The organism is Marininema mesophilum, assembly GCF_900106775.1.
Lineage (GTDB): Bacteria > Bacillota > Bacilli > Thermoactinomycetales > DSM-45169 > Marininema > Marininema mesophilum.
In genome coordinates this window covers 89,371-105,736 of sequence record NZ_FNNQ01000010.1, presented here as the reverse complement: position 1 = coordinate 105,736, position 16,366 = coordinate 89,371, and the positions used below count along the sequence as shown (strand labels likewise).

The 16,366-nt window shown below is 43.2% G+C and carries 18 protein-coding genes and 1 riboswitch; of the genes, 3 read left to right on the top strand and 15 right to left on the bottom strand.

Going from position 1 to position 16,366, the window contains the following annotated elements:
* Positions 1–246 precede the first annotated feature (246 nt).
* From BLV90_RS10685 to BLV90_RS10670, 4 genes are all read right to left on the bottom strand, one after another.
* Positions 247–657 carry a hypothetical protein gene (locus BLV90_RS10685; protein WP_091740522.1) on the bottom strand — a complete coding sequence of 137 codons (411 nt, stop codon included), beginning with the start codon at positions 655–657 and terminating at the stop codon, positions 247–249.
* A 342-nt stretch (positions 658–999) separates the two neighbouring features.
* Positions 1,000–1,386, bottom strand: a complete 387-nt coding sequence (gene gcvH, locus BLV90_RS10680) for a glycine cleavage system protein GcvH (RefSeq protein ID WP_091740519.1) — start codon at positions 1,384–1,386, stop codon at positions 1,000–1,002.
* A gap of 14 nt (positions 1,387–1,400) precedes the next feature.
* Positions 1,401–1,853 (bottom strand): redoxin domain-containing protein, encoded by a 453-nt coding sequence (locus tag BLV90_RS10675; protein WP_281242023.1) that lies wholly within the window; start codon positions 1,851–1,853, stop codon positions 1,401–1,403.
* Between the two features lie 116 nt (positions 1,854–1,969).
* Complete coding sequence (locus tag BLV90_RS10670) at positions 1,970–2,509, bottom strand: peroxiredoxin (RefSeq protein WP_091740516.1); 540 nt, start codon at positions 2,507–2,509, stop codon at positions 1,970–1,972.
* A gap of 420 nt (positions 2,510–2,929) precedes the next feature.
* Here BLV90_RS10670 and BLV90_RS10665 point away from each other — a divergent pair, with 420 nt between their 5' ends.
* On the top strand, positions 2,930–4,537 hold the full coding sequence (locus BLV90_RS10665) for a bifunctional metallophosphatase/5'-nucleotidase (RefSeq protein WP_091740668.1): 1,608 nt from the start codon (positions 2,930–2,932) through the stop codon (positions 4,535–4,537).
* A gap of 59 nt (positions 4,538–4,596) precedes the next feature.
* Here BLV90_RS10665 and BLV90_RS10660 read toward each other — a convergent pair whose 3' ends face one another.
* From BLV90_RS10660 to BLV90_RS10635, 6 genes are all read right to left on the bottom strand, one after another.
* Positions 4,597–5,283 (bottom strand): SOS response-associated peptidase, encoded by a 687-nt coding sequence (locus tag BLV90_RS10660; RefSeq protein ID WP_091740513.1) that lies wholly within the window; start codon positions 5,281–5,283, stop codon positions 4,597–4,599.
* Between the two features lie 56 nt (positions 5,284–5,339).
* Entirely contained in the window at positions 5,340–5,894 is a 555-nt protein-coding gene (locus BLV90_RS10655) for a hypothetical protein (protein ID WP_143035044.1), read from the bottom strand.
* Between the two features lie 93 nt (positions 5,895–5,987).
* A complete protein-coding gene (locus BLV90_RS10650; RefSeq protein WP_091740508.1) occupies positions 5,988–6,632 on the bottom strand; it encodes a hypothetical protein in 645 nt (214 codons plus the stop codon).
* Positions 6,619–7,491 carry an ABC transporter ATP-binding protein gene (locus tag BLV90_RS10645; protein WP_091740505.1) on the bottom strand — a complete coding sequence of 291 codons (873 nt, stop codon included), beginning with the start codon at positions 7,489–7,491 and terminating at the stop codon, positions 6,619–6,621. Before BLV90_RS10645 ends, BLV90_RS10650 begins: the two co-directional genes overlap by 14 nt.
* 14 nt (positions 7,492–7,505) lie before the next feature.
* Complete coding sequence (locus tag BLV90_RS10640) at positions 7,506–9,584, bottom strand: M1 aminopeptidase family protein (RefSeq protein ID WP_091740502.1); 2,079 nt, start codon at positions 9,582–9,584, stop codon at positions 7,506–7,508.
* 81 nt (positions 9,585–9,665) lie between these two features.
* Positions 9,666–10,022 carry a hypothetical protein gene (locus BLV90_RS10635; protein ID WP_091740499.1) on the bottom strand — a complete coding sequence of 119 codons (357 nt, stop codon included), beginning with the start codon at positions 10,020–10,022 and terminating at the stop codon, positions 9,666–9,668.
* 535 nt (positions 10,023–10,557) lie between these two features.
* On the opposite strand from BLV90_RS10635, the gene BLV90_RS10630 reads away from it, so the two are divergent.
* Both BLV90_RS10630 and BLV90_RS10625 read left to right on the top strand, forming a co-directional pair.
* Positions 10,558–11,130, top strand: coding sequence for an ABC transporter permease subunit (locus BLV90_RS10630; protein WP_091740495.1), 573 nt, complete (start codon positions 10,558–10,560; stop codon positions 11,128–11,130).
* Positions 11,123–12,049 (top strand): ABC transporter permease, encoded by a 927-nt coding sequence (locus BLV90_RS10625; RefSeq protein ID WP_177168011.1) that lies wholly within the window; start codon positions 11,123–11,125, stop codon positions 12,047–12,049. Before BLV90_RS10630 ends, BLV90_RS10625 begins: the two co-directional genes overlap by 8 nt.
* A gap of 106 nt (positions 12,050–12,155) precedes the next feature.
* On the opposite strand, the gene BLV90_RS10620 is transcribed toward BLV90_RS10625, so the two are convergent.
* From BLV90_RS10620 to BLV90_RS10600, 5 genes are all read right to left on the bottom strand, one after another.
* Complete coding sequence (locus tag BLV90_RS10620) at positions 12,156–12,515, bottom strand: arsenate reductase family protein (RefSeq protein ID WP_091740488.1); 360 nt, start codon at positions 12,513–12,515, stop codon at positions 12,156–12,158.
* Positions 12,516–12,587: 72 nt separating this feature from the next.
* A complete protein-coding gene (locus BLV90_RS10615) occupies positions 12,588–13,145 on the bottom strand; it encodes a cob(I)yrinic acid a,c-diamide adenosyltransferase (protein WP_091740485.1) in 558 nt (185 codons plus the stop codon).
* Positions 13,146–13,185: 40 nt separating this feature from the next.
* A complete protein-coding gene (locus BLV90_RS10610) occupies positions 13,186–14,001 on the bottom strand; it encodes an ABC transporter ATP-binding protein (protein ID WP_091740483.1) in 816 nt (271 codons plus the stop codon).
* Positions 14,002–14,014: 13 nt separating this feature from the next.
* Positions 14,015–15,028 (bottom strand): FecCD family ABC transporter permease, encoded by a 1,014-nt coding sequence (locus BLV90_RS10605; protein ID WP_245726325.1) that lies wholly within the window; start codon positions 15,026–15,028, stop codon positions 14,015–14,017.
* Positions 15,029–15,054: 26 nt separating this feature from the next.
* The gene (locus BLV90_RS10600) at positions 15,055–16,005 is read right to left on the bottom strand and encodes an ABC transporter substrate-binding protein (protein WP_177168010.1); all 951 of its coding nucleotides are present in this window, start codon (positions 16,003–16,005) and stop codon (positions 15,055–15,057) included.
* Positions 16,006–16,130: 125 nt separating this feature from the next.
* A riboswitch (cobalamin riboswitch) is annotated at positions 16,131–16,313 on the bottom strand.
* Between the last annotated feature and the right edge of the window lie 53 nt (positions 16,314–16,366).

The following is a 16,366-nucleotide window of genomic DNA, read 5'->3' as shown; positions in this document are numbered from 1 at the left end:
TTTTTAACAGTCTATCATGATTGATCGATTCTTGTCGAAGAAGAAATATATGCTCTCCTAAACGAATCCGTTTAAATATATAAATCATAGAATGGAGGCGCTATCCTTTAATTTGATGTTCCCCTGCCTGTTAGTTCCCTATCCCCTGAGATAGGAACATTTTGTAGAATAACAACAGAAAAACAAATAAGGTTAGTGGTGTCCTGGACTTAACCACTAACCTCTTATCTACTCGCTAACCATTCGTTAGCATGTTTTTTGCAATTGATTAAAACGTTCTCCCAATACTTGCAATCGACCCTTTAGAGCTTTCTTCCATTCCTCATCCTGTAGCTGCTTAGCCACTCCCATCAAATCAAGGGCCATATCAATCTGTTCACGAAGAATCGATTCGGGTTGACCTTGCTGAAAGCTCGTACACGATTCTTTCCACTCAGCAATCATGTACTCATCCACATGTTCCTTTAAGTTCACATGCTGGGTATCATCGCCCTGGGCAATTTCCAACAACAAGTCAAACTCTTCCTGTACGGTATGATGTACTTCTACATGATGACAAACAGGACAGTATAGCAGGGGAGCATTATGCACCAATGTCGAACCTTGTCGTAATGTACCCACTGCACCGACCATCGTAGCTCCGCAACAAAAACCCATGTCCCCCCGCCTCCTTGGGTCGAAATGTTCAGTGAATAAAGGGCTTCTCCACCGTTTGATAACGATATTTTACCACATTCCTCACAATCGAAAACCGATTCCCATCTACGAAAATTGACGAATCCGCGACTTCAACCGAGAAAATAAGACGTAATTCGACATATCAGCTCATCGCAAATATTTTTCCAATCTCTCTACCTATTTATCCAAAAAAATCTAACCAGCATCGCGCTTAAGGAAAACGCCTACAAATAAAAACGACGACCTTCAATCGGTCGCCGCTTAATCGATCTTCCACTTATAGAGACAATATTACCTATGCTTATCGATTCCCCTGGTAACTCAGTCTTCGGAAACCATCGCCTGATACTTGTCTGCATCCATCAGCTTTTCCAGATCGGAAGTGCCTTCGATCTCCACAACAACCATCCAGCCACCTTCATAGGGAGCAGAGTTTACGTTTTCTGGGGAGTCTTCCAGATCACCATTTACCTCAACCACTTTTCCACTTACAGGAGCATACAACTCAGAAACAGTTTTTACAGATTCGACACTACCAAAAGGAGAATTTGCTTCAAGAGTATCCCCGACTTCAGGGAGCTCAACGAAAACGATATCGCCAAGTTCAGACTGGGCAAAATCCGTGATACCGATCCGCACCTTATTGTCTCCTTCTTGTTTTACCCACTCGTGTTCGTCACTGTAACGAAATTCTTTAGGTAGATTCATGGGCATTCCCTCCGCTAATCGATAGTCCCCAGGACACGCTCCAGGGGCTTTTTCATCATGGATAGTGCTTTTTCTCCGGCAGAGCGATGACGCAACTTTCCTTCCTCATCATACAGGAAAAAGGCAGGGACAAACTCATTTTCAAAGGCGTCTACAATCGCATGCTTATTGTCAACGGCTTGCGGATGAGTCATCTCATGTTTTTCAATGGTTTCCTTAACGAGGTCGATATTGGTATCTTTCTCCGAACGGGGCATGTGAATTCCAATCACTTGTAACCCCTTCTCGCGATAATCATCACGAATCTTTAATACATCCGGCATACTTGCCTTACATAACCCGCAGCTGACAGACCAAAAGTGAATCAGAACCGGCTTACCATCAAGACTCTCTTGGTCGATTTCACCGTTGATCCACTCAGTAGCTCCCTTGAGTTCAGGCATGTCGGTACGTAAACGCAAAGCCATTGTTGATAACCTCCTCTATACAACAAGACAAGTTACAATCCATTGAAGTAAACCCTTCGTTCACTTCTACGGAAAGAGCCTAACGACATCGTTAGGCTCTTTCTCTTCATCGATGTTTACAGAGTACTTTGACCTGGTTTCCAGTCAGCTGCACATAGACCACCTGTTTGTAGAGCTTGTAGTACGCGCAGGGTCTCGTCTACACTGCGGCCCACATTATCATCGGTAACTACTTGGTAACGAACGATCCCTTCTGGATCGATAATAAAGAGGCCACGCAGAGCAACACCTTCATCTTCATTTAGTACGCCATAGTTACGGCTAACACGATGAGTTGGATCAGCGGCTAATGGGTAGTTTAGATCACCAAGGCCGTTTTCATCCCGAGGGGTGTTAATCCATGCACGGTGTACAAATTCCGTGTCGGTGCTCACACCTACGATTTCACAACCATTGTCTGCGAAATCTGCGTAACGATCAGACAACGCAGTAATTTCAGTGGGGCAAACAAAGGTGAAGTCTTTTGGATAGAAGAAAAGTACCAACCATTCTCCTTCGTAATCAGAAAGAGACACTTTCTCTTCAAGAGTCTCCAGGTCCTTTGTGCTTTTCATCTCAAAATGAGGGGCTGGAAGCCCTACTAGACGGGATGCCATATGATTTATTTCCTCCTTAGATATCGCGGAATACAGATCTCCGCTTATGTAGTTTCCCGGTCAAATCTAGCTTAAAACGCCAAACCACAAGCGAGATTTGTTTTTCTACGCACTTACTAAAATAACACTTTTCAGATCAAAGTCAATACAAGATTGGACTGTTTACAAACTAGGAATCGTTCTCGACTGTTCACCCATCTATAAATGTAATCAACTATTCACTTGTTAATTATTTCCTTACTCTATTGAATCATTCATCCTGTCTAAACACATAAAAAGTAACGGTTCTCAGAAAACTTTTTTCCCTTTGTAAAAGGAAAATCCACTCACTTTGTCAAATGATTAAGGGTTATTAATGCTAAGGAATTGGCATTCGTTCATTCAGAGAAATATGGGAAGGAGACAGACGAATTGAACAAGATGCGGGGAAAGTGGTTGCGAATCACCGTTGGTGCCCTTTTGTGTGGCGCATTGGTCGTACCTATAGCCTATGCGAATAGTGAACCAGGGAAGCCTCAGCGGCAAGTGGATGTACAATTACTCGGTTTAAACGATTTCCATGGCCAGCTTGATATTACGCGGAAGGTTAACGGGAAGGAAGCTGGGCGTGCTGATTACCTAGCTACCTATTTAAAAGAACGACAGAAACAAAACCCCAACACCCTGATGGTACACTCGGGAGACATGGTTGGGGCGAGCCCCCCTGTATCCGCTTTGATGCAGGATGAGCCCACCATCGAGTTCCTCAATACCGTCGGGTTTGACGTAGGTACTCTTGGTAACCATGAATTTGATGAAGGATACAAAGAAATGCTTCGCCTCATTAAGGGAGGCCGCCATGATGCAACGGGGGATTTTGCAGGTGCTGATTTCCCTTACCTTGCTGCGAACGTCGTCAAAAAGAAAACCGGTAAACGTCTCCTTCGTGGTCACGTTACCAAAAAGGTCAAAGGAGTTCCCATCGGTTTCATCGGTGTTGTAACCAAGGATGCACCTAAAGCAGCCACTCCTACAGCAGTAAAAGGTGTCAAATTCTTGGATGAGACAAAAGTAATTAACCGCGAAGTGAAAAAATTGAAGCGTGAAGGTGTTCGCTCCATCGTCGTTCTCGCCCATGAGGGTGGTTTCCAAGATGAAAAGACAGGCGCAATCAACGGTCGAATCAATGACATTGCTAAAAAAGTCAATAAGGATGTCGATGTCATCATGGCCGGTCATAGTCACAGTAACTTGAACACCACGGTCAATAATAAATTGATCGTACAAGCAAACTGCTATGGCACCGCCTTCTCCGATGTTGATCTCACTATTGATCGCCGGACTGGCGACATCGTGAAGAAAAAGGCAAACGTCGTGAACACTTACCATAAGGGAGTAACTCCTGATCCTAAGATAGCTGCTCTCATTAAAAAGTATCAAGATAAAGTAGCACCCATTATTAACAAAAAAGTAGGAGAGTCCGCCAATGAACTGACACGGACAGGGAGCGCCGCTGGTGAATCCCAGCTAGGGAATCTCGTTGCCGATGCCCAGCGCTGGAAAATGAAAACGGATATCTCCCTGATGAATCCTGGTGGGATTCGTTCCGATCTGAATAAGGGCAAAGTAACCTGGGGCGACCTCTACACCATTCAACCCTTCAACAACAACATGGTCTCGATGAAATTGACGGGTAAGCAATTGAAGCAACTCCTCAACCAACAATGGCCTGAGGGCTCTAACGAACCAAGAATACTACAAATCTCCGGCTTCACCTATAAATACGATCCTTCCCGTCCTGCTAAAGATCGTGTAACGGATCTTAAAAAAGCAGATGGTACCCCGATCACTGACGATCAAACGCTAACCGCGTCGGCGAATGCCTTCCTCTCAGCTGGTGGCGACGGATTCACCGTCTTTAAAGACGCTAAAGACAAGGTGGTAGGCCCTGTGGATCTAGATGCCTTAGTAGACTATATCAAGCAACTTCCACAACCTTTCACTGCTAAAATCGACGGCCGTATTCAAAAAGTGGGGAAAGGAAAATAATTTTCCAGCACAAAGCCGAGTGGATCATCCACTCGGCTTTGTTGTGTTCAAATTTCTTTTTAACCTGCCTGTATATCATTCAAGGAACGAATTACTTCAGCTTGATCATTTTTAGGCGTATTGACCGCCTTTGATACGGGATACATCGTCATCGCTTCTGGTTCATAGGGTTCTAGAAATGGACTGAGTAAATCTGGATCTCCCCAGTCAGGATCGAGCCATGCTGCCTCCTCTGCTAAATGAAGGATCACAGGCATGCGTTCATGGATCTCCTGCACCATTTCATTGGCCTGTGTGGTAATTATAGTAAAGGATTGATAGCTCTCACCACTTTCCTCTGTCCAACAATCCCACAGCCCAGCAAAAGCAAACAGTTCTCCACTTGTGAACATGATCCGCATCGGTTGCTTTGTGCCATCTACTTTCTTCCATTCATAAAAACTATCCGCAGGTACCAGACATCGATAGCGTTGAAAGGAGCGGCGAAAAGCTGGTTTTTGTGTTAAAGATTCACTTCTGGCATTAATCAACCGATTTCCAATCGAAGGATCCTTTGCCCACCGGGGTATCAACCCCCATCGCATCGAGACCAGCTTCCTTTGTTCCTCTTCCATGAGAATCACAGGAACCTCTTGGCTGGGTGCAATGTTGTAACGGGGGAGGTGCGCCTCTATCCCATGTTCCTCCACCTGAAAGCGCTCCACGATCTCCTTAAGATTCGCCGTCAAGGTGAAACGACCACACATGTGTATTCCCCACTTTCCCTCATTCCATGATTCTGACCAATCATGTCTTATGTCTATCAAGATCTCTTCTCGGAAAGCCCTTGTTTATCCTTTTTTTGAATCCATATACCTGAGGCTGTATAATACTCATAATTTTCCGTCCGATACTTTGCAATCCCAATCACCTTTTTCTTCACACCAGGGGCCACTTTCACTCTACTCCCAAGTTTAATCTTCTCTTCGCTTCCTCCTATATCTCGTTCACTAATAATGACGACATCAGGATCAGACGAAACAGCTTGCCATGCTTTCCGGTCAGAAACATAACGCGAATCTCGTTCTCTAAGCGGAAGGTTGGTGGACTTAGTAAAAGCGGCATCCACTCCATTTAGCTTTGTATACATATCTTTTTCCATTAACCCATCGATCTGGGTAACGGCTGAAGAAACAGTTACCTTATTTTTTTGTGGTCCTGCTTCTTTAATCGCTTTCTCTAGAGACTTGGTTGAGAGAAAGCGATCCGCTTTTGCTGTTATATCAAATCCACCTGTCGCACTCCGAGCTAGAAATAAAACAAGGGCAAACATCCCCACAAGTAAACTCGTTGCTGCCAAATCGGATTCCTTTTGCAACCAATGGCGATAACCCTTGGTCAATGTAACTAGAATATGAATAAAAGAAAGTTCACTCCCCATCTCATCGATATTAGATAGGGAGTGAACTTTCTAGTTAAACGTCCTTACTCTACCCAATAGCCACTGTGCTAAGCCTCCACAGATCACACCTGCAATCACAACCTTCACCATCGGTTTTAACAATTGGTTCACAGTAAGTAGTTCTGTATTTAATTGATAGATGTTTAACCATGGGATTAAGTTTCCATGGGTCAAAAACTGTGTACTCGTATAGACAAACATTATACCCATTGCCCAAACGGTGTTTTTTGTCAAAACGATCAACAAAAATCCTACCATGGCATAGAATAAAGATTCATAGCCTAATTGTAAAAAGAGAGACGAGAAAAAATGAGGAGCTGGGCTATCCACCCACTGTTTAGCTCCTATAACCCAGGCAATTACCAGAATATACAGCCCCCAGAAGAGAAACACGCGCAGAATCCCCATTTTATAACGGCTTAAGGGATAACTAAACAAGGTTTCATTTCCTTCTTGCTCTAAAAATTCTTGCATTAACAAGATGCTCCACCAACTTGCAAACAGTGGCAAAGACATCTCTGAAAATTGAATCACTCTCGACAAGTCACTTCCCATCAAAAGTAATATCAAAAATACAAAAATAGAGATTCCTAGCGGAACATAAGCAAAAACCCCCATTGATCTCCAATCGTAGCGAAGATCAATATACTTCATTTTGGCCACTTCCCCCCATTAGATACAAGTAGCTATCCTCCAATGTTGGGTCAATGGAAAGCGCTCCTTCAGGCTTTTCATCCGACAAAATGTGAAGTCGATATCCATCCGATTCCTTGTGGTTAGAGATCACATTCCATTCATCCGAAATTTTATAAAAATCCTCATTGGAAACTGTTAATTCCCACACTTTACCCTTGGCAGATGCCCTTATTTTATCTATGTTTCCATGTTTCTTTAGCTGCCCTTTATGCAGGACAGCTATCTGATCACAACTTGATTCAATATCTTCTACAATATGAGTTGAAATAATCACAATCGACTTCTCTCCAAGCATCCGTAACAACTTACGAAAACGAATACGTTCCTCTGGATCCAATCCAGCTGTAGGTTCATCGACGATAATAATCTTGGGGTCACCCAGAATGGCTTGAGCAATTCCGAGCCTCCTTACCATTCCTCCGGACAGATGACCTACCTTTTTATCCTGATGTTCATTTAAGTTAACTTTATCCAAAACTTCTGCTACCATCTTCTTTTGCAAGCGAGCAGAAACCCCTTTAAGAACTGCTAGATGGTAAAGGGCTTCATTTACACGCAACTGCTTATAAAGGGAGAATTTTTGTGGCAAGTAGCCAATCATTTTTCTCACTTCATTTTTATTTGACCAGCTAATATCTCCATAGTGGATGTTTCCACTGGTTGATGGAATCACTGTAGTGAGGATTCGCATCAATGTTGTTTTACCAGCTCCATTTGGTCCCAATAGGCCAAACATTCCTGGTCGAATATCGAGGGAGATCAGATTTAATACCTGTGAACCCCCATATACTTTACAAATCTCATTTATTTGCAACATCCTCTAATACCTCCTCAGTGTTTTCGTTTGAGTATGATCGACTCTAGATCTTCCCACTTCATCGGTTTTGGTTGTAGTAATTTTTCTCTCCATTTGACAGCTATACCTTCGATATCGTCTGTATTGTTTCGATGCCTTTTAAAATAGTTAAGTAATTTTTTGGCATACTGAGCATCTTTTTTCTCTTGTTGTGTTGCTTCCTCCTCAGGATCAAAATATACTTCATATGATCGACTTAAACTCTCTTCTGCTTCACTAGCGAATCCCTGCTGTTTATACTTCTGGCCGTAGATATACCTCACAACAGCTTCATACCAACCCTTTATGTCATCAGATTGATTTGCATAATTCTTCTCCTGATGTAATGAACTAAAAATCCTATCAAATATACTACTTTTATCAGCTAACGCAGAAATAGAGTTACTTAATTGATCGATTCCAATCAGAGTATGATCTTCAAAATTCCACATTGGAAGTTCATTCAATCTATCTGTAACAAAGAATACCTTTTGCGCTATTGGTCGTCCGTCTATCTTTAGATCTTTTTCTAAGCGATGCTGCATCGGTTTAGCTTGAGCTATAAATTGATTCACCGACTTCAGCATATAAGGCGTAGATACTGGATAAATAATGGTTGTATCATCAATTTTCTTTTCTTTCATCATCCCCGCGACAATCGTAATTCCATTGGTAGCTTCTCCTTGCCATTCTCGCCCCCCCTTATGAGATAAATTAGTATAGAGCTTTTCCGGTCCTGAATAACGTAGTTCAAAGTGAGCCCTTTGCTCAGGTTGAAGAGGATAGTACGTACCTTGATCCGAATACACTTTCTTATACCCTGGAATGGGATACCAAGGGAAGTAAGAGGGTAGCAAAACGCCTTGTTCATTGGCGGGGTAGTCGGGGGAACTTACCCCTTCATATTCAATGCGTATTTTATTATCTAACCGAGAGTCAGTTAAAGAGACCTTCAGATGATCACCCATTTGTCGGAAAGGAAGTTTCTTATTCCTGGAAACTACTTTTTTTACTTTTAATCCATGATAGAGGGTGAAAGTCAATTGATTACTTTTTTCTTTGAGTCTGATTTTCATATCCACTACCACTGACAAATCACGAAAACTGGTTACATCTAAATTGTATGTCTGCACATCAAAAGAAGCAGACTTTTCACTCTTATTCTGTATATTCTTCTCGTAATAATCAGACTCATAACTATTTACCGACATGCCTTCTTCAAGTCGAGGCTGATCAGGCTGATTCCAATAATATACTAGTGATACGATTACAATTATGTAGACGCTACCTACCTTCCAAACATGCTTTGGAACAACTTCTTGCAAGGAGATTTGTAAGGAACGAATCGACAAGAAGAATAGACCCGTCAGAAGCCAAAAGAATACTTTCATCCAACGATGTATTTCCATAGGTAATCCATATACAGGATCATAAGGAGTTGCCATACTAGATTCACCTAGGTTAAAAATCTGCAATACAGATAACCACGACACGTACTCATCTTTGATATACGCTATGAACGTTTCACTAATCTCACTTAGGAGGGGGCTAAATAGTACCCAAGTTCCTAAAATAATAAAATAAGCTTTTTTAGATTGGTTTAAAGATCCTACTACCATACCTAAAATCCCCATTACGAAAAATGGCATTCCCCAATATAAAACTATGTAGTAAATACCTTTAATAAAGAAGATATCTGGAACATTTGCTTGATAAAGTCGAGTGTAGAGGATGGAAATAGAAAAAGCCAAAAAGAATAGAACGACAGTTAGCAAAACCAGTACTTTTCCAATCACCTTTGAAGAATAACCCTTTGAAAGGCATAACACGATTTCTTCCATGTGATTAGTAACTTCCTCTTTGGTCAAATTCCATCCATAGAGAAGACTGACCAAAATCCCTCCAACAACTAAATAGGAAGAGCCCATAAACGCACGCCCAGGATCATATACCAATAAAAATCCAGGAAATCCGAAAGAGATATAGGCCCCTATAGCAACAAGCACAACCCAAAACCAGTAGTTCCGCGCTAGCAATGTCAGTTCAATTCGCCAAGATTCAATTACTTTTTTCATATTTTTATCCATCCAATCTTTATATTTACTTTTATTAAACAAAAAGGGCGTTGACTATGTCAACACCCTTTTTGTTTAATACTAACGATAAGCTTTTGTATACCCGTTACCACCATCCACTTCTACATAGTAATAACTATTATGAGTTGCAGTACGTTTCGCTCCACCTTTAGACTTGCTCTTACTATTCTTAGCCCAAATTAGGTCATCAGGCCAGCGGTTAATTTGCCGGGTAAATTCATGCCTCATCTTACCATGTCCACCTTTATTTTTGTAAAAGACATCAATTTTTCCCTTTTTAAAATAATCACTATCTTGATCATGCCCTCCCTTTGTGTTATATGCATTAATAACTTTGTCATAAGCACTTGCTTGATAAGAGAAACCGACAAACATTAAGGTAGACGCTACTACTCCAACAACAGTTTTCTTTAACAATCAAATCATCTCCTTTAATTTAAATTTAACTTCTTTGCAATTATACCATAATATAGTTCTTTTTCCATCAAAATTTATTATTAAAAATTTTTATTATAGATCATCATGATAAGGATAATTTCTATTCAATTGCACTGTAAATATATTCAATCTGACTAATTATTAAAATATCACCTTCTGCGCGAGACTCATTCTTCCATTGTTTTTATCAATCCATTGTTAAATACCACCATGATTTATATAGGAATTATTTTCATTATTTTTTTCTTGATGATTTACTGACTCTATAAAAAAGACCCATAATAGGCACAGTAAAAAAGCGAATCACAAAGAGGCATCCTATTTGTGATTCGCTTTTTTACATGGTTATCAAATAAAAAACTCTATTCAATCTATTTAATAAAATATATATTAGTAATATAAGACCATTAAAGTTTAGATATGGAGTCTCCTGAGAGGTGATGATGAATAGGAACTATTACATTAAAAAGAGGAGGATATTTAATGCGCTGTTGCTCTTCTTCTAGGTCTTTTTTTGGGAGTAATTGTAGCCCGAGCACCTGGGTGGCTTAAAGACACGGTAGGGTTTATGTCCGTTTTTTCTGATTTTACAATTGCATTGTTATTGCAACTACTGATTGTTTGGTTATACACCCAGACGCAGATTCTGTTTGCTGAAACTGCCTCAGTAAACGGAGAAGAAGCTCTGCTCCTTCCTGCAATCAGTATAATATGGGTACCGCTAATGTATGTCATCCGTACAGTCTCTTTACAGGTCACACAAGTTTTATCTGAGGACTACATTCTATTAGCCAAAGCAAAAGGGTTAACAAAAAAAGAGATATACTCCAACCATGTCGTTCGGAATGTACTTCCTTTTCTCCGCGCTGATTTAGGGAAAATTGCCTCAATCATGTTAGGGAATCTAATGGTCATAGAATATTTATTTCGCTCCCCTGGATTTACTTACTTTCTAGCTAACTCAGGGAATAGAGACTACTCTATTCTAGCCAATACATTGTTTGGCTTTTTGCTTCTTTATTTAGTTACGTATCTGATTTTGCACCTTCTAAATTATGTGCTCAAAAGGAGATATGCCGTTGATTAATGCACAATATAATTGGCGCTTGAGGCTTGGATTCTCAATCATCCTAGTTGTTATACTAGCTACTCTTTTTGCTCCGCTGTTAACGTCTTACACCCCTGATTCTCTACGAAAATTTGATATGGAGGTTACAGATAAGGGTGCAAAAATTACCGAACCCTTAACGCCACCTACAGAGGATCATTGGCTTGGGACAACACCCCATGGGCATGACCTTTTCACATTAATCCTTTATGGCGGACGAATTACCATTTTTCTTGTGTTCGTAATCGTACTAACCCGAATGATAAGTGGAGTTGCTCTTGGGTTTTGGCTAGGTACTTCTCGCTGGGGAAAAAGGTTCATAGAGCCCTTAGAACTGCTTAGTAGTATGCCTGCTATCGTTATTCTCTATTGTTTACTTATTAGTATTAGCCGAATTCCCTCTATCCCCATTTGGCAGTTACTTCTCCTACAAGGTGGGCTAATCGCTTTGTTTGGGATCCCTGCAATTGCTACTGTAACTGCGAAAAAAACCAGCCTAATCAATAAGAATCCATCGGTTGTTGCATCTCGCGTCCTAGGTGCGAATCCTCTTTGGATCATCAGAAAGCATATTGCCCCTGCTTTAAAAGAAAACCTTGTTATTCTAACATTACAGGAAATGATTGTGCTTCTTAATCTTATCGGACAATTAGGAGTTTTTAATATTTTCTTTGGTGGAACAAAGAGCATCTCTCTAGACTCACAAGTCGTCCAGATCCCTAGAATCCCAGAATGGGGAGGGCTGATTAGTGCGTATAGAGAACAGATCAGTTTTCAACCCTGGGTACCTTTTTTTCCCATCCTCGCCTTTGCTATTGTTATGTTTGCTCTCTTTTTGTTATCACGTGGCTTTGAAATTCGATATGAAAAAAGATATAAGGAGACACCTCATATTTAAAAGAACACTATAAATTATTAGTACGAAATCATGTGTGATCAAATTAAAGGGTTAGCTCTCGCAGGTTAATCCCTACTTTAGCTAACCCTTATTAGTTACCTAACCTTCACTTCACCCAGGTCTCGGCAAAGGAATCTTCCTTAAAACCTACGGTCACTTTGCTACCATCGGATACAATCGGCCGCTTAATCAGCATGCCGTCGGAGGCGAGAAGACTTAGCTTCTCATCATCGTCCATATCCTTCAACTTCTCCTTCAAATTGAGTTCGCGATACTTTTTACCGCTTGTGTTGAAAAACTTTTGCAGTGGTAGACCGCTCTTCTCCACCAAGCTCTTCAATTCGTCCTTTGCAGGAGGTTCGTTGACGATATGTTTTTCCTCAAAGGAGACACCCTTCTCCTTTAGGTACTTTTGTGCATTTTTACAGGTGCCACAGGCTGGATAATGATACATTGTAAGCATGATCAGCTACATCCTCCCCTCATTGGTCACACTCAGTATACCTAAACTCTCGGGGTGGACGAAAGTGCATCAGGATCAGCGGAAGACTTGGCCACCTCGTTTGTACTCGGTATCCGAGACCCCATCACGAGCGTTCGCCGCACGAGCAATTGCGAAGAAAAAATCGGAGAGACGGTTGAGATATCGCCGTACTTCATCATTCGTCTCTTGTTCTCTGGACAAGGTTACTGTAAGTCGCTCCGCTCTGCGGGTGACAACACGACAGACATGGAGAGCAGAGGAAATGGGGCTCCCGCCAGGCAAGATAAAGCGCTGGATCGCAGGTGCCTCCGCGTCATAACGGTCGATCCATTCCTCTAAACGGCTAACCATCTCTGCTGTCACCTTATACTGACGCTTTTTCCCTGCTTGAGCTAAATCTCCCCCGGCATCAAATAACTCGTGCTGAATTTCCGTCAGATCCTGAATCATATCCGCATGTTTCTCAGAATCCATCCGAACGATGGCTTCACTGACAAAGGCGTTTACCTCATCCGTCGTCCCATAAGCGGTGACGCGAATATCATCCTTATCTACGCGGCCACCGATAACTCCTGTCTGCCCTGCATCCCCTGTACGTGTGTAGATCTTCATCCCGCATTTCCCCCTCTGATCTCAATATATCGGTAGTTTTCTACATTGACATCACTGTGGCTGATAACTCCCCTTGTGGTGATTCTCCCGATTGTAGAATGACTTGAGGCACATGACTAACTGGATGATGGATAATCAGTGGCTCCACACCGTACACCTCATGGATGATCGATCCCTTGATGACCTCCTTCGGTGTACCTGTATGAAGAATTGCCCCCTCCTTCATGATGGCCAACCGATCACAGTATTGAGCAGCTAGGTTTAGATCATGAAAAACCACGAGAACAGCCAATCCACATTCCCGTTGCCACCTTTTTATATGATCGAGTACGGCTATCTGATGAGCGATATCCAGGTAGGTCGTAGGTTCATCCAGAAACAACAGTTCAGGCTCCTGGGCCATCGCTTTGGCGATAGCTACCCGTTGCCGTTCTCCACCCGAGAGAAGTCCAACCGGACGCCTTCGATCTTCTAGCAGGTGGGTATCCGTTAACACCCGCTCTACGGTTCTCCGATCACCATACCCTGTCCATGGCCATATCCCCTGATGGGGGTGTCTCCCCATCATGACGACTTCTTCTACTGTGAAGGGGACATTGGGGAGACCCTCCTGGGGGAGAACCGCCATTTTCTTTGCCCGTGATCGGGGAGAGCATTCATCAAGGGCTCGTCCCTCTACTGATACTACCCCCTCATCAGGAGGTTCTTCTCCACAAAGTAGCCGTACTAGCGTCGTCTTACCGCTCCCATTTGGCCCCAGCAGACCGAGAATCTCTCCTCGCTTGATCTCAAGGTCCACACCATGGAGAACGGCTTGGCCTTGGTATGCCTTTTTCAATGCTTTCGCTTTTAACATGGGCTTTCCCTCCTTACCCTTGGCGACCCTGGGTGTACCGTCGTAATTGCCAAGCAAAGAATGGCCCTCCGATCAGTGCAGTAATTACCCCGATGGGTAACTCACGCGGATCCAACACTGTGCGGGCCAGCGTGTCTGCCCATACTAGAAAAACAGCTCCTGCTAGCGCGGAAACCGGTAGCAGTACACGGTGATCCGGCCCTGTCAACATCCTGATAATATGAGGAATGATGAAACCCACAAAACCTATCGTTCCTGATACGGAGACCGCCGCCGCTGTCATCAGGGTAGCCACCACAAGTAAGGTGAGACGTGTACGTTGCACAGAGATGCCTAAATGCCCTGCTGAGCGCTCTCCGAGAGCGAAGAGGTTAAGGGACCGGCTCATAAGCCATACCGTGATCATGCCAAGGATTAGAAAAGGGGCTATTACTATCGCCTCTGACCACTCACGAAGGGCAATACTTCCCATCAACCAATACTGAATGCGCTGAATTTCCACGGGAGATGCCATCGCAATCACAAAGGTGAGCATGGCTCCAAAGAAGGCCTGCACCACCACACCGGAAAGGATCAAAGTATCCGTCCGCAGCTGTCCACCTAAGCGAGAAAGCTGTAATACAAATAACAACGCCAAGCACCCAAAGAGAAACGCCCATACAGGAACCGTCCAACCTCCAAGCCATATTACTCCCCATCCGGTAAATACCGCAATCGCCGCCCCCAGGGCCGAGCCAGACGAGACACCGAGGATAAATGGGTCAGCGAGGGGGTTTTTTAAGAGCCCTTGAAACACCGCTCCTGCTCCGGCTAAAGCCGCTCCCACCAAAGCCCCTAATAATACACGGGGTAATCGTAGTTGCCAAATGATCGCATCCGTCGCCGGATCTAGAGCGCCACTTCTGCCCAAAAAATGAGCCGCAATCACCTGCCACACATCTCCGAAGCGAACCTCCGCACTTCCGACGGAGACGGAGGTGGCCATTGACACGATCAGCAATAGTAGCCAAAGGGCGGACCAGCCCATTAGCCGACCCGCCCAATTTCCTCTATTCATTTTGCAACTTTCGCATAGATATCAGGATACAACGCTTCAGAGATATCAAGGAGTGCCTCTGTCACGCGTGGGCCAGGCCGAGTCGTGGTATTGCTATCCAATCCCTTAATTCGGTTTTCCTTCACCGCCGAAACACTTTTCCAACTACCGCGTTTAGCAATCTGAGAGGATTTCCCTCCATAGGTGTAGAGAATCACATCCGGGTTGTATTTCACTACTTTTTCTGCAGAGAGTTTTACCCAGCTTTTTTGATCATGAGCTACGTTTTCTCCACCAGCAAGGGTGACCATCTCATCCATATAGGTTCCTTGACCTGTTGTATACAGGTCTGGGGAAACTTCAATCCATACTTTTACGCGTTTCTTCTTGGGAACTTGGGCAGCCACTTTTTTAGCCAATGCTTCATCTTTCTTCATCTTCGCCACAACATCCTCAGCCTTTGCTTCTACGCCGGCAGCCTTTCCCACACCTTCAATCTGTTTGTAAATACCTTTGAGGTTTGTTGGTTCATATGCGATGACAGTAAGACCAAACTTACGTAGTTTATCGAGGGTCTCCTTTTTTACCATCGGAGAAGCAAGTACGAGATCTGGTTTCAAAGAGAGAACCTTTTCCGCATTGATATTCATATCTCCAACTTTCGGAAGCTTCTTCACTTTAGCAGGATAATCATCGTTCGCCGTTACACCAACTACCTTATCTCCTTTACCTACTGCATAGATCGTTTCGGTCATGCTAGGAACCAGAGAAACAATCCGTTTGGGTTGTTTTTTAATGGTGACTGTTTTTCCTGTATCATCTGTCAGTTTAACAGGATAGCCTGTCTGCTCCTGCTTCGCCTGATGCCCTTCATGACCTTTACTAGCATCCTTAGTAGCCCCACAACCTGCTGCGAACACCATCATTAAAGCAAATAATCCTACCCACCAACGTCGTTGCATCATCATGAGTTCATCCTCTCTCATCTATAAATCCAACAAAAAAAACTTACCCATAAAGGTAAGAGCAGGGGTAAGACGCTTATAAATTGAAAGCAGTCCTCTCCTGACCTCCCTCTCCTCGAAGGGTTGGCAAGAATTCGTATGGAAAGGCAGGTCTCCTGGCTCATGGATCATCGCTCCACCACACCTTCCCGTCCATAGACAGTGGCTTTCGTGGTATCGCTCCCCATTTACAGTGGCGGGACCGCACCGGACTTTCACCGGTTTCCCTTTTTCATTCGCCTTCAGCGAAGACCTTTCCACTCTATTCACTTGCTGTCTTATTATATCGGATTGTCAGAAAAGGTTCAATCAGGAAAAATTCACA